The 23,574-nt window shown below is 55.1% G+C and carries 28 protein-coding genes; 24 read left to right on the top strand and 4 right to left on the bottom strand.

Going from position 1 to position 23,574, the window contains the following annotated elements; all coding sequences use genetic code 11:
- Positions 1–79 precede the first annotated feature (79 nt).
- The 5 genes from EVJ30_RS11225 to EVJ30_RS11205 all read left to right on the top strand — a co-directional run bounded on the left by EVJ30_RS11225 (position 80) and on the right by EVJ30_RS11205 (position 4,215).
- Complete coding sequence (locus EVJ30_RS11225) at positions 80–1,135, top strand: acyltransferase family protein (RefSeq protein WP_131456600.1); 1,056 nt, start codon at positions 80–82, stop codon at positions 1,133–1,135.
- Between the two features lie 90 nt (positions 1,136–1,225).
- Positions 1,226–1,543: an Asp23/Gls24 family envelope stress response protein gene (locus EVJ30_RS11220; RefSeq protein ID WP_236633343.1), complete on the top strand. Its 318-nt coding sequence runs from the start codon at positions 1,226–1,228 to the stop codon at positions 1,541–1,543.
- Positions 1,544–1,744: 201 nt separating this feature from the next.
- Positions 1,745–2,410, top strand: a complete 666-nt coding sequence (gene pgmB, locus EVJ30_RS11215; protein WP_131456602.1) for a beta-phosphoglucomutase — start codon at positions 1,745–1,747, stop codon at positions 2,408–2,410.
- Positions 2,411–2,628: 218 nt separating this feature from the next.
- Positions 2,629–3,042, top strand: a complete 414-nt coding sequence (locus EVJ30_RS11210) for a Rok-like winged helix domain-containing protein (RefSeq protein ID WP_131456604.1) — start codon at positions 2,629–2,631, stop codon at positions 3,040–3,042.
- Positions 3,043–3,162: 120 nt separating this feature from the next.
- Complete coding sequence (locus tag EVJ30_RS11205; protein WP_131456606.1) at positions 3,163–4,215, top strand: glycosyltransferase family 4 protein; 1,053 nt, start codon at positions 3,163–3,165, stop codon at positions 4,213–4,215.
- A 57-nt stretch (positions 4,216–4,272) separates the two neighbouring features.
- On the opposite strand, the gene EVJ30_RS11200 is transcribed toward EVJ30_RS11205, so the two are convergent.
- Together EVJ30_RS11200 and EVJ30_RS11195 are read right to left on the bottom strand one after the other, a co-directional pair.
- The gene (locus EVJ30_RS11200) at positions 4,273–5,274 is read right to left on the bottom strand and encodes an LCP family protein (protein ID WP_131469145.1); all 1,002 of its coding nucleotides are present in this window, start codon (positions 5,272–5,274) and stop codon (positions 4,273–4,275) included.
- A gap of 41 nt (positions 5,275–5,315) precedes the next feature.
- A complete protein-coding gene (locus EVJ30_RS11195; protein WP_131469143.1) occupies positions 5,316–5,957 on the bottom strand; it encodes a YigZ family protein in 642 nt (213 codons plus the stop codon).
- 174 nt (positions 5,958–6,131) lie between these two features.
- On the opposite strand from EVJ30_RS11195, the gene EVJ30_RS11190 reads away from it, so the two are divergent.
- The 17 genes from EVJ30_RS11190 (at position 6,132) to EVJ30_RS11110 (ending at position 21,031) form a co-directional block, all read left to right on the top strand.
- The gene (locus EVJ30_RS11190; RefSeq protein WP_201738337.1) at positions 6,132–7,256 is read left to right on the top strand and encodes a sensor histidine kinase; all 1,125 of its coding nucleotides are present in this window, start codon (positions 6,132–6,134) and stop codon (positions 7,254–7,256) included.
- Between the two features lie 22 nt (positions 7,257–7,278).
- Complete coding sequence (locus tag EVJ30_RS11185; RefSeq protein WP_131443248.1) at positions 7,279–7,974, top strand: response regulator transcription factor; 696 nt, start codon at positions 7,279–7,281, stop codon at positions 7,972–7,974.
- A 95-nt stretch (positions 7,975–8,069) separates the two neighbouring features.
- Positions 8,070–8,918 (top strand): DegV family protein, encoded by an 849-nt coding sequence (locus EVJ30_RS11180; protein ID WP_131469141.1) that lies wholly within the window; start codon positions 8,070–8,072, stop codon positions 8,916–8,918.
- Between the two features lie 15 nt (positions 8,919–8,933).
- A complete protein-coding gene (treR, locus tag EVJ30_RS11175) occupies positions 8,934–9,677 on the top strand; it encodes a trehalose operon repressor (RefSeq protein ID WP_131469139.1) in 744 nt (247 codons plus the stop codon).
- A gap of 203 nt (positions 9,678–9,880) precedes the next feature.
- Entirely contained in the window at positions 9,881–11,329 is a 1,449-nt protein-coding gene (gene treP / locus EVJ30_RS11170) for a PTS system trehalose-specific EIIBC component (protein ID WP_131456618.1), read from the top strand.
- An 82-nt stretch (positions 11,330–11,411) separates the two neighbouring features.
- Positions 11,412–13,046: an alpha,alpha-phosphotrehalase gene (gene treC, locus EVJ30_RS11165; RefSeq protein WP_131469137.1), complete on the top strand. Its 1,635-nt coding sequence runs from the start codon at positions 11,412–11,414 to the stop codon at positions 13,044–13,046.
- 124 nt (positions 13,047–13,170) lie between these two features.
- Positions 13,171–14,325, top strand: coding sequence for a DEAD/DEAH box helicase family protein (locus EVJ30_RS11160; RefSeq protein ID WP_131469135.1), 1,155 nt, complete (start codon positions 13,171–13,173; stop codon positions 14,323–14,325).
- Positions 14,322–14,990: a ComF family protein gene (locus tag EVJ30_RS11155; protein ID WP_131469133.1), complete on the top strand. Its 669-nt coding sequence runs from the start codon at positions 14,322–14,324 to the stop codon at positions 14,988–14,990. Before EVJ30_RS11160 ends, EVJ30_RS11155 begins: the two co-directional genes overlap by 4 nt.
- Before the next feature lie 58 nt (positions 14,991–15,048).
- On the top strand, positions 15,049–15,393 hold the full coding sequence (locus tag EVJ30_RS11150; RefSeq protein WP_131456626.1) for a flagellar protein: 345 nt from the start codon (positions 15,049–15,051) through the stop codon (positions 15,391–15,393).
- A 24-nt stretch (positions 15,394–15,417) separates the two neighbouring features.
- A complete protein-coding gene (locus EVJ30_RS11145) occupies positions 15,418–15,669 on the top strand; it encodes a flagellar biosynthesis anti-sigma factor FlgM (protein ID WP_131456628.1) in 252 nt (83 codons plus the stop codon).
- 110 nt (positions 15,670–15,779) lie between these two features.
- A complete protein-coding gene (gene flgN, locus EVJ30_RS11140) occupies positions 15,780–16,136 on the top strand; it encodes a flagellar export chaperone FlgN (RefSeq protein ID WP_070328643.1) in 357 nt (118 codons plus the stop codon).
- Between the two features lie 12 nt (positions 16,137–16,148).
- Positions 16,149–17,654, top strand: coding sequence for a flagellar hook-associated protein FlgK (gene flgK, locus EVJ30_RS11135; protein WP_201739078.1), 1,506 nt, complete (start codon positions 16,149–16,151; stop codon positions 17,652–17,654).
- A 6-nt stretch (positions 17,655–17,660) separates the two neighbouring features.
- The gene (gene flgL, locus EVJ30_RS11130) at positions 17,661–18,611 is read left to right on the top strand and encodes a flagellar hook-associated protein FlgL (protein ID WP_131469131.1); all 951 of its coding nucleotides are present in this window, start codon (positions 17,661–17,663) and stop codon (positions 18,609–18,611) included.
- A 6-nt stretch (positions 18,612–18,617) separates the two neighbouring features.
- A complete protein-coding gene (locus EVJ30_RS11125; RefSeq protein WP_131469129.1) occupies positions 18,618–19,193 on the top strand; it encodes a DUF6470 family protein in 576 nt (191 codons plus the stop codon).
- Between the two features lie 15 nt (positions 19,194–19,208).
- The gene (gene fliW / locus EVJ30_RS11120) at positions 19,209–19,646 is read left to right on the top strand and encodes a flagellar assembly protein FliW (protein WP_131469127.1); all 438 of its coding nucleotides are present in this window, start codon (positions 19,209–19,211) and stop codon (positions 19,644–19,646) included.
- On the top strand, positions 19,646–19,873 hold the full coding sequence (gene csrA / locus EVJ30_RS11115) for a carbon storage regulator CsrA (protein WP_016509303.1): 228 nt from the start codon (positions 19,646–19,648) through the stop codon (positions 19,871–19,873). The genes fliW and csrA overlap by 1 nt, the downstream gene beginning before the upstream one ends.
- 159 nt (positions 19,874–20,032) lie before the next feature.
- Positions 20,033–21,031 carry a GGDEF domain-containing protein gene (locus EVJ30_RS11110; RefSeq protein WP_236636084.1) on the top strand — a complete coding sequence of 333 codons (999 nt, stop codon included), beginning with the start codon at positions 20,033–20,035 and terminating at the stop codon, positions 21,029–21,031.
- Between the two features lie 30 nt (positions 21,032–21,061).
- Here EVJ30_RS11110 and EVJ30_RS11105 read toward each other — a convergent pair whose 3' ends face one another.
- Positions 21,062–21,976: a YitT family protein gene (locus EVJ30_RS11105; protein ID WP_236636083.1), complete on the bottom strand. Its 915-nt coding sequence runs from the start codon at positions 21,974–21,976 to the stop codon at positions 21,062–21,064.
- A 120-nt stretch (positions 21,977–22,096) separates the two neighbouring features.
- Here EVJ30_RS11105 and EVJ30_RS11100 point away from each other — a divergent pair, with 120 nt between their 5' ends.
- A complete protein-coding gene (locus EVJ30_RS11100) occupies positions 22,097–22,393 on the top strand; it encodes a putative quinol monooxygenase (protein ID WP_131469123.1) in 297 nt (98 codons plus the stop codon).
- Between the two features lie 33 nt (positions 22,394–22,426).
- Here EVJ30_RS11100 and EVJ30_RS11095 read toward each other — a convergent pair whose 3' ends face one another.
- Positions 22,427–22,921 (bottom strand): hypothetical protein, encoded by a 495-nt coding sequence (locus tag EVJ30_RS11095; protein ID WP_016509305.1) that lies wholly within the window; start codon positions 22,919–22,921, stop codon positions 22,427–22,429.
- Between the two features lie 158 nt (positions 22,922–23,079).
- Between EVJ30_RS11095 and EVJ30_RS11090 the strand changes: the two genes are divergently transcribed.
- Positions 23,080–23,565, top strand: coding sequence for a hypothetical protein (locus EVJ30_RS11090; RefSeq protein WP_236635493.1), 486 nt, complete (start codon positions 23,080–23,082; stop codon positions 23,563–23,565).
- Positions 23,566–23,574: the final 9 nt, after the last annotated feature.

Raw genomic sequence — 23,574 nt, 5'->3', positions numbered from 1 at the left:
GCTGAAATCCGGGTCGTCGCTCAGAAGCGATACGCCAACATCAAAGAGGAAAAGCAACAGGAGAACTAGAGGGGACGCTATGCGAAATCATTGGTACGACAATATTAAAGGCGTACTCGTCTTGCTCGTCGTCTTCGGTCACTTGCTGACCGATGTGCGCGGTGCCTACGACGATTTACTGCCGAAGTGGGTTTATTTGTTCTTATATACGTTTCATATGCCGTTATTCATTATGCTGAGCGGTTACTTCTTCCGGGAGAACCGTTATTTGCGTGTCATCCAGCTGTTCGTCGCCTACGTGATCTGGCAAGTCATTCTCGGCTCGTGGTTCGCCTTCACGGAAGGGGTCCCGCTCTTGTCGCTCGAGAACCCGGGACTGAACGTGCTCAAGCCGTACTGGGCGCTCTGGTATTTGATGGCCATCGTCATCTGGTACGTCATCACGCCGTACGTGACCCAGTTGAAAGGGTATGTGCTCTATGCGCTGTTGTTCGCCCTGTTGTTCGGCTTCCAAGAAGAATCGACCGGGTTCTTCGCGCTCCGGAAAGTCATCATGTTCTATCCGTTCTTCTTGATCGGCAACTGGATGAGTGAGCGCAACACGATGAACTTCTTCGAGTTGCCGAAGCGGGCCGAGCAACGGAATCGCTACCGAATCGGCGGCGCGGTCGTCTTCACCGTGCTCACGCTCGGACTGCTCGCCTCGATGAGCTTTCAAAAAGAAGGCACGTTCTATCATGTCGGCAACTTGTTCAAGTTCCGGTTCGCCTACGAGACGGCGGTGCCGGAGGCGATTTGGAGCGGTCCGTTCGCTTTCTTGATCGTCTATACGGTGTCGACGCTCATGGCCGTCAGCTTCGCGCTCATCGTGCCGGGGCGTGAGTTGCCCGTGTTCACGCGGGCAGGGAAGTATAGTCTATACGTCTACTTGGTCCATGTGTTTTTAATCGTCGCCTGGAAGGCGTTCGTGCCGGCCGGATTCATGCCGACGTCATGGCAACAGTTGCTCGTCTTGTTCGGTGTCGCCTGCCTCATCGTCCTGCTCATCATCAGCCCGCCGGCCGTCCGGATGTTGAGGCCGCTCGTCGAGATCGATGTCCGCCGCGCGCAGGACGTGAAAGACCGAAAATCGTAAACCCTTTTCTAAACGGCGGTTTTCCGCTACACTTTAGATGGAAACCGAAACTAGAGCTAAGGAAGTGACAGCATGCCATATGAAAATGGAATGAACAGTACAGAAGGAGACGTCAACGTCTCACGCCACGTCGTCGAGATGATCGCCGCGGTCGTCGTCAAAGAAACGAAACACGTGTCGTTCACACAAGAAGACACGAAACTCTCAGAACGTGCGCTCATGAAGCACGTCAAAGTCGATGAGTCGTCGGAAGGCGTCATCATCAACTTGTCGCTCTACATCGCTTACGGTCAATCGATCGTCAAGACGGTGACGGCCGTCCAAGAGCGCATCACCCAAGACATGGATACGATGCTCGCGATGACACCGCTAGCGGTGAACGTGAAAGTCGTCGGTATTCAATTGTAAAATGGTAGGAGGAGCGAAGCGCTCTTCCTATTTTTTATTTTTCTGCGAAAGCGGTTGCATAGATGAGGCGTTATCCGATATAATAGAAATCGAACAAGTGCAACCGTTTGCATCATTGACCAATCGTGCAACGGGTACTTGTCAAGTTCCCTAAATGTAGTCTGAGGACACAAACATTTGAAGGAAAGGCGGAAAGCATGTATGTCGACGATAGAAGCAGTCATTTTTGATTTGGACGGTGTCATCACTGACACCGCGGAGTACCATTACCTCGCTTGGAAACAACTCGGAGAAGAGCTCGACATTCCATTTGACCGCGAGTTCAATGAGACGCTCAAAGGCGTGAGCCGGACTGACTCGCTCGAACGCATCCTTGCGCTCGGCGGAAGACAGGACGATTTCACCCCGGATGAAAAGGCGGAACTCGCCCAGAAGAAGAACGAGCATTACGTTGAACTCATTCAGCATATCTCTTCGGCCGATTTGCTTCCTGGCATCGTTTCATTTCTTGATGAAATTAAAGAGGCCGGTCTCAAAATCGGAATGGCATCTGCTTCAAAGAACGCATTCGCGGTCGTTGACGCACTTGGTGTCCGCCATTACTTCGATCACATTGTCGATGCAGCAACTGTCGCCGACTCAAAACCACATCCCGAAGTGTTTTTGAAGGCTGCCTCTGCCCTTGGCGTGAAACCCGAACATGCCATCGGCGTTGAAGACGCAGCCGCAGGCGTGACTGCAATCAAAGCGGCAAACATGTTTGCTGTCGCCGTCGGGGAAGAGTCGATGCTTGGTCATGCAGACCTCATCGTCGCTTCGACCGATGAACTTTCGCTCCGACGCATCCTCGAACGCGCCGGCGCGTGACAGACTACGTTCATCTTCCGTGAGATGACGACTGCCCCGAACAGTCGTCATCTTTTTTTGTGGGCCAAAAGTCCTAAAAAGACAAAAATGCCCAAAAACAGATGACAAACACATTACACCTCCGTTACACTTTTAGAAGATAATAAGTAATAATTAGAAAATCTTGATTTAAAATAGGTAATCGAGAAGTTCAATTGGATGTAGAAGGGGAATTGTGTATGGAATCTACGAACATCAACGAACATATCTATCGGGAACTGATGGAGATCGAGGAGTCGTATCGTCAATTACAGCGCCGGGCCGAATACTTAATTTCTGAACTGAGCCGGGACAAACGGGAAGAAGAGCTGTCGACAGATCCATCAAAACGGCTGCGTCCGCGTCGCGTCAATCAACGTTATCCGCTCGAGGTTTACGTCCATCAGGTCACAGACCTTTTGAAAGAACGGCAGACGATGAGTGTGCGTGACATCCAGATGGAGCTCGAGCTTCGCTACCGTCACCACATTAGCAACATCTACCAATTGATGGTCAAGATCGAATCGGTCAACCCGGAAATCAAGAAAGTCGGGCGTGGACTATATACATATGCATCAGCTGAAGAAATCACGACTGAACCAGCACACGCTTGACTTTTATCCGACGAGACCGCTCGTCGGATTTTTTGTTGTAACATTTCTGATACGATTTTGGTGACGGGAAATATGCTATAATTCGCCAGAGTCTATTTTTTTGAGAGAGGAAAGTTGGCCATGTTATGGATTGCCATGTTGGTCAGTTTTGTGATGGCCATCTTGATCACGCCGCTCGTTCGCCGGTTCGCTTTTCTGATCGGAGCGGTCGATCACCCGAACGCCCGAAAAGTACATTTACGGACGATGCCGCGAATCGGCGGCCTCGCCATCTTCATCGCCTTCCTGATCGGCTACGCCTTGTTGTTGCCGACGAGCCGTTATAACGAGGCCATCTTGATCGGAGCGGTCATCATCATCTTGACCGGCCTGATCGATGACCGGTTCCAGTTGAACGCCCGCATCAAGTTGATGGGGCAGATGATCGCGACGGTCGTCGTCTTGAACGCCGGGATGCGGATCGAACTCATCAACTTGCCGTTCGACCAACAGCTCTATCTCGGCGCTTGGAGCATCCCGGTGACGTGTCTCTGGTTGATTGGGATCACGAACGCGATCAACTTGATCGACGGCCTCGACGGTCTCGCCGCCGGGGTCTCGAGCATCGCGCTCGGGACGATCGCGCTTCTGGCCATCATTCAAGGGAACGTCTATTTGACGATGATGGCGCTCTTGCTGCTCGCGAGCACGCTCGGGTTCCTCGTCCACAACTTCTACCCGGCGAAGATATTCATGGGGGACACGGGTGCGCTCTTCCTCGGCTACATGCTCGCCGTGTTCTCGCTGATCGGCTTCAAGAACGTGACACTGTTCTCGCTCGTCGTGCCGGTCCTCTTGCTCGGACTGCCGATCTCGGATACGATCTTCGCGATCGTCCGCCGGCTCGTCCAAGGGCGCCCGCCGATGTCGCCTGACAAGTCACACATGCACCACCAATTGATCGATATGGGGTTCACGACGCGCCAAGCGGTGCTCCTCATGTATGGGATGACGTTCTTCTTCGGCATCGCCTCGATTCTGTTCGCGAAGACGACGATGGTCGGTGCCGTCATCACGTTCGTCATCGTCTTGATCGTCATCGAACTGATCGTCGAGTCGACGGAGTTGATCCACCCGAACTACAAACCGATCATCCAGACGTCACGCCGCCTGCTCGGCCGGGCGAAGACGTGACTTGGATATACACATAGAAACGACCAAGGACGCCATGTCCTTGGTCGTTTTTTTAGGTCAATACGTCGTCGTCTCGCTAAAACCGTCGCCTGGGTCAGGTCCACTGTCCTCGGCCGTGACCGGAAGACCGAGCTCTGTTTTCAACAGTGCCCGCTTATCGTTCAAATCCGCCTGGTCCAACTCATAATAGTAGACACCGCCGATCGTCAAGTCGCCGCCTTCTAGCGTCTCTTGGTTGAACGAGCGGAGTGATTTCGTATACGGCTGGAGCTGGGACGCCTCGGAGAGCGACATGTTCGTTCGGATATTATTGCCGACCGCAGTCATGATCCGGTTGAGCTTCGTGAACGAATTGATCGTCGTCGCCTCGTTGATGATGGCCTCGAGCACTTGTTGTTGGCGCTTGGCCCGGCCGATGTCGCCTTCAGGGTCGTCTTTCCGCATGCGGGCATAGGCGAGTGCTTCCTTGCCGTCTAGCATCTGGACGCCCGGTTCGAGCTCGACGTTGCCGGTGGCCCGTCCTGAGATCGGGATCAACACGTCGACTTCGACGCCGCCGACCGCGTCGACGAGGTCTTCGATGCCGTCAAAGTTGATCGTCGCGTAATAATCGATCGGGATGTCAAACAGCGTCTCGACCGTGGCGATCGTCGTGTCGATGCCGCCGTACGCATACGCATGGTTAATCTTGTCCTTGAACTCGCCGTCCTCCGTGACGATATCGACGTACGCGTCGCGGGGGATACTGACGAGCGTCACTTGGCGAGATTCCTTGTTGAACGTCGCCACCATCAGTGAGTCGGTCCGTCCCTCTTCGAGCGAGGCACCGCCATCGACGCCGGCGAGCAGGACGGAGAAGTGATTTTTCGTCAAATCGATCGTGTCGTCGCGACGTTCCGATTTGTCGCCACGCGTCAGTTCGCTGTTCGTGGTCTCTGCCGTTTCGTTCGCCTTGAAAACGAAGTAGCCGAAGGCCGAACCGCCGATCAGCAGGACGAGGCCAAGCACGAGCAGACCGATTTTCCACACGGAGCGCTTCTTGCGGGAGTCTTGTTCCATGTCGTCTCCTCATTTCAGTCATTTCTTTTAGTATACGGGACCTAGCGCACAAAATCACGTTCGATGATACGGACGTCCTGGGTCTCGAGTCCGCCTTGACCATTCGTCAAATCGACGAGCCAGGCGAGCGCTTCCTCGGTCGCTTCGACCGGTACCGAGATGTGGAACGTGACGGTATCGGCATAGACAATCTCGTCAAGCAAATAAGCGGACTGGCGGAGCTCGTTCTCGACTTTCCCGATCCATCCGTAGTCGACCGTGAGCGTGAGACGTTGCATCGGCAACCGTTCGACGATCCCGACCGCATCGAGCCCGTCACTCACCGTCCCGCCGTAGGCGCGGATGAGTCCGCCGCCGCCGAGCTTGATGCCGCCGAAGTAGCGGGTGACGACGACGACCGTGTCTTTCAAATTGCGTTTACGGAGCACTTCGAGCATCGGCAGGCCGGCCGTCCCGCTCGGCTCGCCGTCATCGTTCGCTTTTTGGAATTCGTTCCGGGCTCCGATGATGTAGGCTGAACAATTATGATTGGCGCTCCAATGCGCTTTTTTGATCGTTTGGATGAACGTCTGGGCTTCCGCTTCGGTCGTGACGCGTTTAAAGTGAGCGATAAATTTTGATTTTTGTATGACGACCTCGTATTCTCCGTCTTGTTTTATAGTATAATTTTGTTCAGTAGACATTTCTGAAAATTCTCCTTTCTATTTTCATGTATTTTTTTTGAAATCGAGTAGGCGTCTGTAGATTAAGTGGCGAATTGTGAAGACAGCCTCTGATTCTTACTGGAAACGAACGCTTATACAGTCGATAATAGAAACAAATGAGGACTTACTACCGAACTATTAGGGGATGGCATCGTGAATCATATTACCGATCGTACAGCATTAGAGCATATCATAACAAATATGATTGATACGGTGACGGAGAGTAAAGAGGAGATCGTCCGTATAACTGAAAATTCAGCTAATGAGTATTCGTCGATCCAAACGGAGTTAAAAGAGTTGACGCAAAAGATCGAGTTTCACATTAAAGAGTCCGAGCGCCTCGATCTATTAGTGAAAGCGGCGAAGAATAAACTCGTTCAAGTGAGTAAGAAGTTCCATATACATAGTGAGCAAGAGATTCGCGAGGCGTATGAACTCGCCAACCAGATGCAGCTCGAGCGGTTCCTCATCCAAAAAGAGGAGATGGTGAGCCAGCAGCGCCGAAACGACCTCGAGCGGCGGTTGCTCGTCCTTCAGGATACGATGGAGCGGGCGGACCGGTTAGTCAGCCGCGTCACGGTCGTCCTCAACTTTTTACGCGACGACCTGCAGCAAGAGTATTCGGACATGATGAAGAAGCAAGAGATGGCGATCAGCGTCTTCGAGGCGGCTGAGCGTGAGCGGCGCCACCTGGCCCGGGAAATGCATGACGGCCCCGCGCAATCCCTTGCCCATATTTTGATTCGGGCCGACTTGATCGAGAAGACGTTCGACCGAAGAGGCAAGGACGAGGCGTTCGCCGAACTGCACGAGCTGAAACGGCTGATTCGTGGGGCGCTCGTCGACGTGCGCCGCTTGATTTACGACCTGCGGCCGATGTCGCTTGACGACCTTGGCTTCTTGCCGACGCTCGAGCGTTATTTACATCAGACGGAAGAGTACACGGCGATCAAGACGCGGCTCAACTACCGCGGCAACCGGGCACGTCTCTCGGAAAAACTCGAGATCAACGTCTTCCGGCTCGTCCAAGAGGCGGTCCAAAATGCGATCAAGCATTCGAAGACGACGGAAATCATCGTCAACGTCGAGCAAGCGCTAGACGTGATTCACATTCACGTGCGCGATCACGGGGTCGGCTTCGTGCCGAGTATGATCGGGCAAGAGTCGTTCGGCATCGTTGGGATGCGCGAACGGATCGAGCTTGTGAACGGCAGTATCAATATTGATTCGGAAATCGGCAAGGGGACGGTCGTCCGCATGTCGATCCCGATTTTGTAATACAGATAAAGGGGAGTGTACGATGGAAATGACAAATACAATCCGCATCGCAATCGTCGATGACCATGAGCTGTTTCGAGAGGGCTTGAAGCGGATCTTTGATTTAGAAGACGAGTTCACCGTCATCGCTGAAGGACGGACGGGTGCTGATGCGATCCGCATCGCCAAAGAGGAGAAACCGGAAATCATGATCCTCGACATCAACATGCCGGACTTGAACGGGATCGAGGCGACGAAACAGTTGACCGCGGCATCGTCGGACACGCGGGTCCTCATCCTGTCGATCCATGACGACGAATCTTACATAACGCATGCGCTTGAAGCGGGAGCATCAGGTTTCTTGTTGAAAGAAGTAGCTTCAAGCGAACTCATCTCGGCCGTCCGTTCGGTCGCGAAAGACGGGGCGTACTTGCATCCGAAAGTGACGACGAACGTATTGAAGGATTACCGCCGCCTGCTCCAGTTCAAAGGAGAACAAGCCGAACGGAACGTCGTGAACCGGATGGACGATCCCGTTTATCGGTTGCTGTCGCGCCGTGAGGTCGAAGTGCTCCACTTGCTCGCCGATGGCCGCTCGAACCGCGACATTAGCGACATGCTGTTCATCAGTGAGAAGACGGTCAAGAACCACGTCTCATCGGTCCTGCGCAAAATGGAAGTGAACGACCGGACGCAAGCCGTCGTCGATGCGATCCGCCGCGGGTGGGTCGAGATTTGACCTTGACCGATGCAATACATCGCTTTTGTGCTACAATATGGAATGGAATCTTAATTCAATTGGAAAAACGAAACGATGTAAAGTGAGGATATAGTATGGGAAACATAGCGATTTTGACCGACAGTACCGCTTATTTGCCGGCCGATTTTTGTGAGCGCCACGACGTCCACGTCGCACCGCTCAGCGTCATCTTCGGCGGAGAATCTTTCCGTGAGGCCGTCGATATCACGACGGAGGCGTTTTATGAACGGATCGAGGCGGGGAATTTGCCGACGACATCGCAACCGATCATCGGGGAGACGGTCGAACTGATCGACAGCCTTCCGGCTGAAGTGACCGACGTCGTCGCCATCACGCTCTCGAGCGGGATCAGCGGTACGTATCAATCGATGATCGCCTTGAACAACATGGTCGATGTCAACGTGCATACGTTCGACTCTGAGATCTCGTGTATGCCTCAGGCGTTTCTCGTCGAAGAGGCCGTCCATATGCGTGACGCTGGGGCCTCGGCCGAGGAGATCATGCAGCATCTCGAGAAGACGCGTGAACGGATCCGTGCCTATTTCGTCGTCGATGACCTCGACCACCTCCAACGGGGCGGACGGCTCAGCGCGGCGCAAGCGCTCGTGGGCTCGTTCCTGCAGATCAAGCCGGTCCTTCATTTTCAGGATAGACAGATCGTCCCGTTCGAGAAGATCCGGACGTACAAGAAGGCGGTCCGTCGCATCGAAGAGATGATGGACCAATCGATCGTCGGTGACGGCGCCGGCTATTGCATCGGCATCATCCACGCCAACTGCCCGGAACGTCAGGCGGAAGAGATCACCTCGATGAAACAGAAGTTTCCGCAAGCGCAAGTCACGGGCGGTCATTTCGGACCGGTCATCGGGACACACCTTGGACCTGGCGCGATCGGCATCACGTGGTATCACTGCGAACGATAAACGGAAGACGGCCAAATGGTCGTCTTTTTCGATGAAGAAAGGAGTGGGCTTGTGGCCAAGTATCGTCAAATCTACGAACGGCTCGCCGAACGGATGAAAACGGGTGAGTACGAGGCGGAGTCGAAACTGCCGTCGGAGACAGAACTCATGCATGAATACGAGGCGAGCCGAGGCACGGTCCGTAAGGCGCTCGATCTGCTCCAAGAGCACGGCTACGTCCGCAAACATCACGGTAAAGGCGTGTTCGTGCTTCGCCGTGACCAGATCGAGTTCCAGTTCAACGGCATCGTCAGCTTCTCGGAAATATATGCCAGTATGCTCGGACGTTCGATCGAGACGAGCGTCGCCTCGTTCGAGGAGATCGAGGCACCGAGTTGGCTCGCCGAGCGGATGGGCCTTGAGCCCGCCACGCTCGTCTACCGGATCGAACGGGTCCGCAACTTCGACGGGGAGAACGTCATTTTAGACGTGAACTATTTCGTCAAAGACCTCGTCCCCGGGCTGACGAAACAGATTGCCGAGCACTCGATCTATCAATACGTCGAGCACGAGCTCGGGCAACAGATCAGCTATGCGAAGCGGAAAATCGCGGCCGAGGACGTGACCGAGCTTGACCGGTCGCGGCTCGACTTGGGTCATTACGAATATGTCATCGTCATCACGAACGACACGTTTTTGTACGAGGGCCGGCAGTTCGAATACACCGAGTCCCGTCACCGGCTCGACAAGTTTCAGTTCAGCGATGTGGCCCGTCGTTAAGGCTCCTTCTTCAAGAAGGGGTCTTTTTGTCGTTTTGAATCGGGAGGAGAGGGAACAAAAATAGTGAACGCTTGTCACACAGTCGTCACGATAAACTTATATAGATAAGTTGTTGACAGGACTCGTCTATATAAGTTAAACTTTGTTTGTAATCATATGTAACCGTTCTCAACAAACGCTTTCACACAAAGGAGGCCTATCTTATGAAGGCAGATTATCGTCAAATCGCCGCGGATATCCTAGAAGCCATCGGAGGCAAGGATAACGTCGATAAAGCGGCGCACTGTGTCACGCGACTCCGTCTCTCACTGAAAGATCAGTCGCTCGTCAATGAGGCAAAAGTAAAAGAAGCCGATCTCGTCAAAGGGGCGTTCGAGAATTCGGGCGTGTACCAAGTCGTCATCGGTGCCGGGGACGTCGAGCGCGTCTATGCCGAGTTCATCAAACTCGCCGGGCTCGAGGCGGCAACGGTCGCTGAAGTCAAATCGTCCGGCGGCAAGAAGATGAACCCGCTCCAAAAACTCGTCAAAGTGTTCTCGGACGTGTTCATGCCAATCATCCCGGCCATCATCGTCGCCGGTCTCTTGATGGGGATCAACAACTTGCTCGCCTCAGAAGGATTGTTCGTCGACGATGCGACGCTCATCGAGGCGTATCCGAACTTGCAAGGCTTATGGGACCTCATCAACATGATGGCGAACACGGCGTTCATCTTCCTGCCAGCCCTCGTCGGTTGGTCGGCAACGAAGCGTTTTGGCGGCAGCGAAGTGCTCGGTATCGTCATGGGTCTACTGCTCGTCCACCCGGACTTGTTGAACGCATGGGGTTACGGGCAAGCGGCGCTTGAAGGCGATATCCCGACGTTCGACATCCTCGGGCTGTTCGAAATCGAGAAAGTCGGCTATCAAGGTCAAATCTTGCCGATTTTGGCCGCGGCCTTCATTTTGAGCCATATTGAAATGTTCTTGAAAAAACATGTTCCGAACGCGATTCAGCTACTCGTCGTGCCGATCACGACAATCGTCGTCACCGGCTTCCTCGCCCTTGCGATCGTCGGACCGGTCACACGTGGAATCGGTAACGTCATCGCGACGAGCCTCGTCAACGTGTTCGAAGCGGTACCGATTGTCGGTGCGCTATTGTTCGGTTTGTTCTATGCACCGCTTGTCGTCACGGGGATGCACCACTTGTTCATCGCGATCGACTTGCAACTCATCGCGGAGACGGGCGGCACGTTCATCTGGCCGATGCTCGCTCTGTCGAACATCGCCCAAGGTTCGGCTGCGTTCGCTATGTTCTTCGTCTACAAGCACAACGCCAAACAAAAGAGTATGGCGTCGACGTCAGCGATCTCGGCTTACTTCGGGATCACCGAGCCGGCCATGTTCGGGGTGAACTTACCGAACAAATTCCCGTTCTACTCGGCGATGATCGGATCGGCGACTGCCGCCATCTTCATCACGCTGAACGACGTCCAGGCCATCGGGATCGGCGTCGGGGGACTCCCTGGCTTCCTGTCGATCTTCACGGACAAGATCTTGCTCTTCATCGTCGGGATGATCATCGCGATCGTCGTCCCGTTCGTGCTCACGTTCGCCTTGTCGAAACGCTACATGAAAAAAGGCGAACTCAAAGAAAACAAAGTTGCATAATAGGGGAAAGACCAGGGGAGGGACGGAGGTTCTTCCCCTTTTCCTATCAAAATGAAAACTCTTACAAAAGGAGCTGTCGTTCATGACACAAACAAACTGGCGCAAATCAGTCGTCTATCAAATCTATCCAAAAAGCTTTTACAGCCCGGAAGGTAACGCTACCGGCTCGATCAAAGGAGTGACGTCGAAACTCGATTATCTGGCCGAGCTCGGTATCGAATATATTTGGATGACACCGGTGTACAAGTCGCCGCAAAACGATAACGGGTACGACGTGAGCGACTATTACGCAATCGACCCGTCGTACGGGACGATGGATGATTTGGACGAGCTCGTCCGCGAGGCCGAGGCGCGCGGGATCGGACTGATGATGGACATCGTCGTCAACCATTCGTCGACCGAGCATGAGTGGTTCCAAAAATCGCTCGCCGGTGACGAACGGTACCGGGACTATTACATTTGGCGCGATGAACCGACGAACTGGGAGTCGAAGTTCGGCGGCAACGCCTGGAAGTACGACGAGAAGAGCGGTCAGTATTTCCTCCACTTGTTCGACGAGACGCAGGCCGACTTGAACTGGGAGAACGAACAGATGCGCGAGGACGTCTACGAGATGATGCGCTTCTGGCGCGAGAAAGGCATTAAAGGGTTCCGCCTCGACGTCATCAACTTGATCTCGAAGCAACAGGACTTCCCGGAGGACGAGTCGGACGGCCGCAAGTTTTATACGGACGGACCGCGCATCCATGAGTTCTTGAAAGAGATGAACCGCGAAGTGTTCGAGGGGCATGACGTCATCACGGTCGGCGAGATGTCGTCGACGACGCTCGACCATTGCGTCCGCTACTCGAGCCCGGACGAGCGTGAGCTCAGCATGACGTTCAGCTTCCACCACTTGAAAGTCGACTACCCGAACGGCGAGAAGTTCGTCGCCGCACCGTTCGATTTCGTGCAGCTGAAAGATATCATGTCGACGTGGCAGGAAGGGATGCACGGCAAAGGGTGGAACGCCATCTTCTGGTGCAACCACGACCAGCCGCGCGTCGTCAGCCGCTTCGGCAACGATACCGACCACCGCGTCGAGAGCGCCAAGATGCTCGCGACCGTGCTCCACGGCCTACAAGGGACACCGTACATCTATCAAGGCGAAGAGATCGGCATGACGAACCCAGGGTTTGACTCGCTCGACGAGTACCGCGACATCGAGACGCTCAACATCTACAAGTTGAAGCGCGCCGAGGGCGTGTCGCACGAGGACATGATGGCCGCCATCAAACAGAAGTCACGCGACAACTCACGGACGCCGATGCAGTGGGACGCGACGCCGCACGCCGGCTTCACGAGCGGGACACCGTGGATCAACGTGGCGCCGAACTATACGGAGGTCAACGTCGAGACGGCGCTCGACGACCCGGATTCGGTGTTCTACCACTACAAGAACTTGATCTCGCTCCGCAAAGAGCTCGACGTGTTGACGGACGGGGACTATACGCTGTTGACGAAACAGGACCTAGACGTCTGGGCATACACACGGAAGACGGACGAAGAAGAAGTACTCGTCGTCGCCAACTTCTATGGGCCCGAGACGACGTATGAGATCCCGGAACGGTTCACATGCGCCGACGTCGTCAGCCATAACTACGACGTGCCACAACTTGATGGGACGACGCTGTCGCTCCGGGCGTACGAGGCGATCATGTTCCATAAACAGAAATAAGCGCAGGCCTGACTCGATCCGAGTCAGGCCTTGTTGTGTGTCGTAACACCATCCCATCCGGTGAACAAGCAAGTTCGTGCTTCGTCACGGCCCGTGCTACCGTCAAGGAAAAAAGGGGATTCGTATGGGACAACTCATCATCAGTCCGACCGGGAGACCGGCCATCCGCTTCGGCGTCTGTCAGCGCTGTCTGAGCACCGACGTCCGCGCGTTCACCTGTCATCACGGGGCATGTCAGTATTGCCGCAACTGCTTGCACCTCGGGCGGGTATGCCGCTGTGACTTTCTTGAAGATCGGGATATCATGACGTCACCTGAGTCGACAGAGCTCGTCATGCCGTTCGCACTGGCAGACGCGCAACAACGTGTCAGCGAGCAACTGCTCACGTGGTGGGAGAAACGACAGACCGGTCTCGTCCACGCCGTCTGCGGCGCCGGCAAGACCGAGATGACGTTCCCGGTCATTGCCCGCATCGTCAACGAAGGGAAGCGCGTTCTCGTCGTCTCGCCACGGCGTGACGTCGCCATCGAGTGGGCCGACCGGATCGAGGCAAGCTTCACCACCCCGGTCACCCGGCGCTACGGGGGCGGGGACAAGGAATCGATCGGGATGATCACCGTCGCGACGGCCCCGCTTCTTGTGAATTTGCGTGACGTGTTCGATTATGTCCTCGTCGACGAGTCGGACGCGTTCCCGTTCGCCTTCGACTTGTCGCTCTGGTGGACGCTCTGGCGCGCCGGGAAAGGTGTCTTCTTGTTCGTGACGGCGACACCGACGCTCTGGCAGCGCCAGTTTCCAAGCATTCACTTGTCGCGCCGCTACCACGGCCACGACTTGCCGGTGCCGCGGCTCGTCAAACAGACCGATGAGGCCATTCTCGACTTTTGCCGGAGCCATGAGGCGCCGCGCCTGTTGTTCGTCCCGACGAAACCGGACCTTGCCCGTTATGGAAAGCTACTTGAGACGGCCGGGCTCGACTACCGGGCCGTCTCGGCCGACACCGACGCGCGACCGGATGCGCTCATGTGGCTAGAGTCGACGAACGGCATCGTGCTCGCGACGTCGATTTGGGAGCGCGGCATGACCGTCCGCGGTGTCCATGTCGCCATCCTCGACAGTGACCATCGGCTGTTCTCGACGCGCGCCCTCATCCAGATGGCGGGTCGGGCCGGACGGAAGCCTGACGCGCCGACCGGGGACGTCGTCTTGTTCTATACCGAGCGGACGTTCCGGCAAGACCGGACCATCCGCGCGATCGAGGAGGCGAACCGGCGATGAACTGCCTCGTCTGCCGCCAACCGATGACGGTGCCGTGGAGTCCGGCGACGCTATTGAAATGCGACTGGGTCTGTCCGGACTGTGAAACGATGTTGACCCCGCTCGAGCCGGGCTGTCCCCGCTGCGGTCACCCGAGCCCAGACGGGAAGACGTGCCCGGACTGCGTCCGCTGGCTCGCGCTCGGTCTCGATTTGACGGTCCGTTGCCTCTACGCTTACGACGAGGCCGGTGCGACGTGGCTCCATCGCTTCAAGTTCGGCGGGGACGTCGCGCTCGTCGGTCATGTTCGGGACACGTTACGAAACGTGCGTGAGCCGGGCGTGATTTATGTGCCGATCCCGCTCGGGGAGGAGCGGCTTTTGAGGCGTCGCTTCAACCAGGCGGACGTGCTCGCCCGATCAATCGGACCGACAAAACAACTCCTTCAAAAAGAAGAGGTTTCAAGTCAGCGTGAATTTGGGAAAGGAGAAAGGCGGCACCGTCCAAACCCGTTTGCTGTACAAGCTGCGACTACATATGGGAAAATCGTGCTCGTCGATGACGTCTATACGACCGGCACGACGCTCCACCAAGCAGCGTACACACTGAAGAAAGCCGGCTATGCAGAAGTTTCTGCGGTTTGCCTGTTCCGGGCGCTAAACAAATCAAAAATGCGTCCGATATAAAGGGCAGAGGTGAATGACATTGGAAGCAGCAACTTGTCAGATGTGTGGGCGTTTGTTTATGAAACAAAGCCGCTCACCGTACTGTCCGTCATGCAGTGAAGTCGATTTCCAAAACTTCTTGAAAGTTCGGGACTTCATTCGGGAACCAGCCAACAAACAGACAACGATCGGGGCCTTAGTCGAAGCGACAGGTGTCTCCGAACTTGATATCACGCGATATATCCATGAAGGACGCTTGATCATCAAGGACAACCCAGCAATGAGCATCGCTTGTGTTCGCTGCGGCAAGGCGACGAACGAAGGAAAAGTTTGTTCGGCTTGTCAGGCGGAGATGCAGCAAGAACTACAAGGTTTACAAGCAACTGTAACCAAAACGAGCGCTCGCGCTTATCGTTTGGACTAACAACTTAGAAGAGGGGGGACACGCATGCGCATCGATTCTGCAAAGTGGGTACATTTACCGAACACTTACGAGAAGAAAACGCAAGCCGAGACGAAGCCCGAGCTAACACGCCAAACGGACCGAATATCGATATCGGCAGAAGCCCGCGCCCGGTTTGAAGAACCGGTGAAAAATCCGGACCGTCTTGAGAAGATCAGCGCCTTGAAGGCGGAGATCAACGCAGGGACGTATACACGGGACGCGCGCGACATCGCCAAACGCTTTCTACAAGGATGAATGGAAGCGAGGTCCGCTTGAGGCCTTCGCACTTATAACACGGCACGGAAGCTGACTAGACAAGGGAACCCCTTTTTAGTCAGCTCTTTTTTTGGAAAAAGGAGACCATTATGCTCACATTACATACACGTTTACTCGAACTCGCTTACGCAAAAGAACAACTGCTCATCAAAGGTGATATGCCCGCTTTCAGCGCGCTCGTTAAAGAAGAAGCGACGATTGTCCGACAAATCGGACAAAAAGAGACGGAACGACTTCAAGGTTTGCTCGTTTTGGACGATGAAGAGAAGGAAGCGCTACGACCGGTGCTGTTCGAACTGAAGCGACAGAATGAACTGAACGCGACGTTGCTCGAACAGTCGCTCCGGTATATCAATTGGCATTTGGACATGCTCATGCCAGAAGCAGACGATTTCACATACGGGCAACAGGCGTTCGAGACACGCTCGTTCAGCCGTGACGTATAAGGAGGAACATTCATGGGCTCAACATTTATGGGATTAGAGACGGCGCGACGCAGTTTGACGACGCACCAGTGGGCGCTGCAGGCGACGGGGAACAACGTCGCCAACGCCTCGAACCCGGGTTATTCGCGCCAGCGGCTGACGATCGGCATGACCGAGCAACTGAGTGTCAACTTCGGCGGAACGAAGGCCGGACAGTTCGGCACCGGTGTCCGCGGCGAGACGCTCGCCCGCATCCGTGACTTGATGGTCGACCAACAGTACCGTGACGAGACGGTCAAAAACTCGTTTTACGCGACGAAAGAAGCGGCGTTCGGCCGGATGGAGGATATCATCAACGAACCTTCTGAGAACGGTCTCGCCAAATCGCTCGACTTGTTCTGGGGATCGCTCCAAGACTTGTCGGTCAACCCGGATGACACCGGCGCTCGCAGCGTTGTTCGTCAACGGGCGATGACGCTCGCCGAGACGTTCAACTATATGTCGTCCTCACTCACGAAAGTCCAAGACGATTTGAAGTCAGAAGCTGACGTCGTCATCAAGAAAGTGAACGACCTGTTGACGAAGATCAGCGACGTCAACCGCCAAATCGGCGACGCAGAACCGCTCGGCGCGCTCCCGAACGAACTGTATGACGCACGTGACCGCTACATGGACGAGCTCGCGCAATATGTCGAGTTCGAGCGCAAACCGGTCGACTACTTGAACGGTGAGACGCGCGGGAACTCGCAGCGGATGGCCGAAGGGCGGATTGATATCGTCATCAATTTAGGCACGGAGAAAGACCCGAATAAAGTTTCACTTGTGGATACTGCATCTGGAAAAGTCGGCGTGTTTAACGGTCTTGACTTAAAACCTGCGACTGGTCCTGACGTCAAGTTGACTCATGAAACACTCCCGAACGGAAAGTGGAAAGCGCTCGTCGAGATGTACGGCGATGCGACGCCCGAGGGCGGTGGCGTTTCTGGTAAGTTCGCGAAGATGCTCACCGATTTGGACGAGATGGCGAACAAGTTCGCATCGGCGTTCAACACGGCCCACAGCATGAACAAAGACGCGTCCGGCGACCCCGGGACGGCGGACTTCTTCGAACAGACGGCTAGCGCCGCCACGATCAAAGTGAGCGACGCCATCATGAACAACCTCGACTTGATCGCCGCGTCACAGGACGGCAACATCGGGGACGGGAGCGGTGCGCTCGCCTTGGCGAACTTGAAGTCGGCGACGCTCGACTTCGACGGATCGGTCACGACGGAGACGTCGATCGGCAAGTACTATCAGAACGTCATCGGCAACATGGCGGTCGAAGCCAGTCAGAGCGGCAGTCTCGCCAAGAGCACGTTCGCGCTCATGGCGAGCTCGGACCAGCGCCGTCAATCGGTGAGCGCGGTGTCGCTCGACGAAGAGATGACGATGATGATTCAATACCAGCACGCCTATAACGCGGCGGCACGGAACATCACGGCGGTCGACGAGATGCTCGACAAAATCATTAACGGCATGGGTGTCGTAGGGAGGTAATGAGTAATGCGTGTCACACAGACGATGCTCACACAGACGAACTTGAAACATTTATCGAGCAGCTATAACACGCTTGCCCGCGTCCAGGAACAACTGATCAGCGGGAAACGGATTCAAAAAGCGTCCGAGGACCCGGTCGTCGCGATGCAAGGCATCCGTTACCGGACCGAAGTGCGCGAAGTCGATCAGTTCCGTCGTAACGTCAGCGAAGCGACGAGCTGGATGGACTTGACCGACTCGACGTTGAACGAAGTGACGGAAGCCGTCAAACGGATCCGTGAACTGACGACGCAAGCGGCGAACGACACGTACGAGTCGTCGCAACGCGAGATCATTAAGAGTGAGATCGACCAACTCGTCGAACATATCGGTTCGCTCGCGAACTCGAAAGCCGGCGAGAAGTATATTTATAACGGGACGAAGACGGATCAGCCGCTTATCGATATGGACAAGTTAAAGGGCTATTTAAAGAATGATCCTTTAAATCCGGTCACGATTGCTGAAATTTATACAGCAAACGAAATACCTGGCGATCCTGACCCGAGCGGCAAAATCGAGTTCGAAGTCTCGAAAGGGATCAAGATGCAAGTGAATATGCAACCGGAGACAGTCTTTGGACAAAAGCTGTTTGAGGGACTTCAAAAATTAAGTGGCTTGCTTGGTACAGCGACGACAGGTGGGGCCGATTTATCAGCCGAACTGGCGACGCTCGACACGCTCGGTCAAAGCTTGATCACGGAGCGGGCCGAACTCGGGGCTCGCGCCAACCGCCTCGAACTCGTCGATAATCGTCTGCAAGACCACGAGATCATCGCCAAGACGATCATGTCGAACAATGAAGATATCGATATCGAGAAAGTCATCATGGAGCTCAAGTCACATGAGACGGTACACCGGGCCGCACTCTCAGCCGGGGCCCGCATCATCCAGCCGACGCTCCTCGACTTCCTCCGGTAAGCGCGGATGAACCTGGCGAGACTTGAGATGCGGCAGACGCAGGCCGCGATCCAGATGACGTCGAACCGCCCCGTGCTCGAGATGAGACAAGGGCGGGCCGACGTGTCGATGACGCAAGGCAAGGTCGAGATGACGCAACAGACGAGACAAGGCACGCTCGAAGTCGACTCATCGGTCGCACGCAGTGAGAGCAACTTGAAAAGCGCGCTCGAACTCGGCCGCTACTTCGGCCAGCTCGGCGAACAAGGCGTGCGTGAGGCGACGAGTCAGGCGGCCCGGGAAGGCGATCAACTGATGCGGATCGAGAACGGCAACCCGATCCCGAGCATCGCCGCGAGTAAAGTGAACGACCCGTACCCGATCGTCGACATGGGCTATATGCCGAAGTCGATCGACCGCGTCAAGTTGACGTATACGCCGGCGGATGTCAAAATCGAATGGAACCTGACGCCGGCACAAATAGATGTATCGCTTACCCCGGCCGAGATTTCGTTCACACCATGGACGACGGACATCTCGCTTCGCCAAGAGGCGTCGCTCGAGATGTGGCCGGTCGGTGGCATGTATGATGAGACGCGTTGAAAGTGAGGACAATCCATGTTCATTGAGACAGATTATTTTGGCAAGATTGAAGTGAAGGAAGAAGAGACGATTTCGTTCGTCAGCGAGGTGCCCGGTTTTCCGGACTCGAAGACGTTCGTCCTCATCCCGTACGGGGACGACCTCCCGTTCTGGTCGTTGCAGTCAATCGAAGATGCGGCCTGCGCGTTCGTCGTGACGAACCCGTTTTGGCATAAGGCGGATTATGCGTTCGAACTGACGGACGGCACCAAGGAGCAGCTCGCGATCGGTGAGGCCGAGCACGTCTCGGTATACGCCATCGTCACGCTTCGCGAACCGTTCGACGCCTCGACGCTCAATTTGAAGGCACCGATCGTCATCGAGACGAAAGAGCGCCGTGGCAAGCAAGTCATCCTTGACGATGCCTACTCGGCCCGCTACCCGCTCGGCGGCCAGAAAGCGGAGGTGCGCTGATGCTCGTATTGAAACGAAAACAAGGTGAGGCGATCCATATCGGTGACGATGTGACGCTCACCGTGCTCGCCATCGAAGGCGACCAAGTCAAGCTCGGCATCGACGCCCCGCGTCACATCGACATCCATCGCCACGAGGTGTATGTGCAGATGCAAACCGAGAATGAGTCGGCCCGCGACAGTGCCAACTTGATGAAACAAATGCTCAAGAACAAGTCGGAAGCGTGAGCTTTCGGCTTTTTAGCTGGCAGAATTTTTAGATAGGCTGACACGTGTCACACTGGTACGATAGGGTAGATAGGAAGAATGGGGAAAGGATTGGGTCGATTGGGTCAGGTTGTAAATATTTTTTTCATCAATATCAGCATCATCTATTTGCTCATTTCGTTGACGTTTTATGTGATGCGTGACGTTTTGCCGATTCAAGTGTCATCACCCATCTCGATCCGCATCTGGTTCGGGCTGTCGAACGGACTGATCGCTGTGTTGCTGACGATCAACTCAATCGTCGTCGACGGGGCCAAAATCGACCTGCGGATCATCCCGTTCGCACTCGCGGCGGCATTCGCCGGTCCGGTCGGGGTGACCGTCGCCATCATCACATCTGTCGCGGCCATGTTGATGACAGAGGGATTCAGTGCGGTCATCATGAACGCCTTCGTCATGATAGGCATTTTTTGGGTGATTGCCGTCGGGCTCGGTCGCCAATCGGTGCGCCGAGGTCATTCGTTCACGGTGTACATCGCGATCGGCATGGCGCTCGTCTTCGTCCGCGTCGTCGGCAACGTCTCGCTCGATACGTTTATTGACGTGTTCATCCCGTATTTCCTGATGACATCGCTCGGGGCTTGGATGTGCTACTGGGGCGCCAAGAAGTTGGAGACCCACCTTTGGATGTTCCGTCTGCATACCCATCGGGCGACGGTCGACGAGTTGACGGGACTCCCGAACCGCTACATGACGCTCGAACGGTTGAGCGAGGTGGAACTGTCCGGTCGACCGTGGGCACTCTTCGTCATCGATGTCGACCATTTCAAGCAATTGAACGATACATATGGCCATCGTGCCGGCGACGAGGCGTTGCGTCAAATCGGTGAGACGTTACGCCTGAACTGCCCGGATGGGGGATTTGTCGGCCGGTACGGCGGTGAAGAATTTTTGATGGTCGTCGAAGGTGCAGGAGAGGCCGTCGTGGCGCTTGCCGACGCGGTCGTCGATGTCGTCCGTGAGACACCGTTCACGTTTGAAGGGGAAACGATCCCGATGACGATCTCGATCGGGGCGTCGGTCGCCGACGCCGAACCGAGCATGCTTGTGTTCGAGCGGGCCGATGCGGCGCTTTACGCGGCGAAGATGAGCGGACGCGATCAGGCACGGTTAGGATAACGCGAAAGGTCGGCCCCGGGGCCGACCTTTTTAGTGAATATTTTTCTTTTTGAACTGTCCGCCCCGGACGTCGTGGATGTTACCGATGGCGAGGAACGCCTTCTCGTCATAGTCGTCGAGGATGTCTTTCAGTTTCGTCTCCTCTAGACGGCTGATGACGGTGAAGACGACTTTTTTGCCGTCACCGGTGTAGGCGCCTTCGCCGTGAAGGTACGTCACACCGCGGCCGAGTCGGTCCATGATGGCTTGACCGACGTCGTCCGGCGACGTCGTGATGATCCACGCCGCTTTCGATTGATCGAGTCCTTCTAACACGATATCGATCGTCTTGAAGGCGACGAAATAGGTGATGAGCGAGTACATGGCCCGGTCCCAGCTGAAGACGAAACCGGCCGTGCCGAGGATGAAGATGTTGAAGAACATGACGATCTCGCCGACCGAGAACGGGAGCCGGTCCGTGAACGACACGGCCAAAATCTCGGTCCCGTCGAGCGAACCGCCGGCCCGGATGACGAGCCCGATCCCGGCGCCGAGCAAGAAGCCGCCGAACACGGTCGAGAGGAGCAGATCGTCCGTGAACGGTTCGATCGAGTGTAACAGGATCGTGAAGCCGGACATGAGTAAGATGGCGACGAGCGTGACGACGGCGAACGTCTTCCCGATCTGGCGGTAGCCGAAGTAAATGAACGGCAAATTGAATAAGACGAGCCAGATGGCGATCTTTGTTTCCGTCAGATAAGAGACGATGATCGAGACGCCGACGATGCCGCCGTCGATGATCTGGTTCGGGACGAGGAACGCCTCGAGTCCGATGGCGAAAATGAAGGCGCCGATCAAGAGGAGCAGCGCTTTTGCGAAGAGCTCGGTCGGTTTGATCGGGTTATGTTCCCGCTTTAAGCGGAGCACTTCCTCCGGGGTGGGGGAAGGCATCGGTGGACGCTGCATCGCGTATCGCCCCTTTCCTTTTTGTTTTAGTATAGCAAACCTCACAACGGATTTTACGGTCGAGGCAGGAAATCTGACACAAATTATGGAACAAGTCGAGAATCAGGAAGGAGAGATCTCATGCGTCCATATGGATTTTTCGGCAAGTTGACCGCTATTCCGGGTGAGCGTGACACGTTGCTCGCGATCTTGCTCGAGGCGGCCGAGGCGATGAAACAAGAGTCGACGTGCGCTATGTACCGGGTGAACGTCTCACTCGATGACGATTCGATTCTCGTCTACGAAGTGTGGGAAAGTGTAGACGCCCATCAGCAATCGCTCTCGCTTGAGACGACGAAGACGCTGATCGAGCGGGCGCGACCGGTCTTGGCCAAAGTCGAGCGCTTGGCCGTGTTCGAGCCTAGAGGCGGGTATTGAAAAACATCCACGTCCGCGGACGTGGATGTTTTATCAAGATTTCGTCAAACTGCCTTTGACCTGCTCATAAAACTCGTCCATCATGCCGGTACGGCTGCCGAGCTGACAGATAAGTTCGAGCGTCTCTTTATAGAACTTTTTGACGAGTCCTTTGTTTTTGACTTCCATCGACGCGAGCGTCTTGTCGAGGTTTTGGAGAATCTCCTCGATCTGGTTGTCTGAGTCCGGTTTGACGACCGTCATGTTATCCGGGATCTTGACGACTTTTTCTTGTTCCTGGTGACGGAACGAAGCACCGAAGCCAAGGTTCTCGATGAACAAGTGCGGCATCGCCTTCTGACCGAAGAATTGTTGGTGCCACTCGCTCGCTTTCATCGTGTCCATGTCTTGCTTGAACGTGGACGCCGTCGAGACGTATTTTTTAAACAGATCCGTCATGAACTTTTCGATGACCGGGATTTGCAGGGCGAAGACGTTTTTTAAGAGCGCGTCGAGCTGTGCGCGCGACAATTGGGATTCGTTTGACATGTCAGTTCCTCTTTTCTCTAATACGATATCTTTATCGTATGGGATTGGCGGACGGGCGTCAACGCATCCTAAAAAGTTTTTTCAGAATATTTAATGATTTGACGTTAATTTGTGCGATAATCGTCTCATGGCAGTCATCAAAGAGGAGTGAGTTCAACATGAATAAAACAGTAAAATGGGCCGTCGCGCTTGGCGTGACCGGTGCCCTCGTCGCAACGGTCGGTGTCGTCTCGTCACGCGGACGGACCGATGATACGTCACAGACGATCCGTGACCGCGACCTCGGCTACGAGATCATTCTCCCGTCGAAGATCGCCGAGGCGATCGAGCGCGGTGACGTCTATATCGAAAAAGCACAAGACGTCGTCGATATCGGCGATAAAAATAGCTACGGCACGTTCGACCTCTACTATAACGTCGAGGACGGGGACGACCAACTGTTGTTCCACCTTGACTTGATCGACCGTGAACTCTCGGAAGAGGCGTTCGCGACCGAAATCGGTTACGGCAACTATCTCGGCGCGAGCGACAAGACGTTCTTCTGGGTCGAGCCGACCGAGGCCGTCCCAGGCGCCGAGGCGCATACGGATGAGATCGCGGAGTTACTTGAGACGCTCCCGGAGCTCGAGTTCCGTACGTTATGAGTCAGCCCG

It is taken from the genome of Exiguobacterium sp. SH5S13 (assembly GCF_004337085.1).
Lineage (GTDB): Bacteria > Bacillota > Bacilli > Exiguobacteriales > Exiguobacteriaceae > Exiguobacterium > Exiguobacterium aurantiacum_A.
Note: the sequence above shows the minus strand (reverse complement) of the source record. Positions and strands in the feature narration are given on the sequence as shown.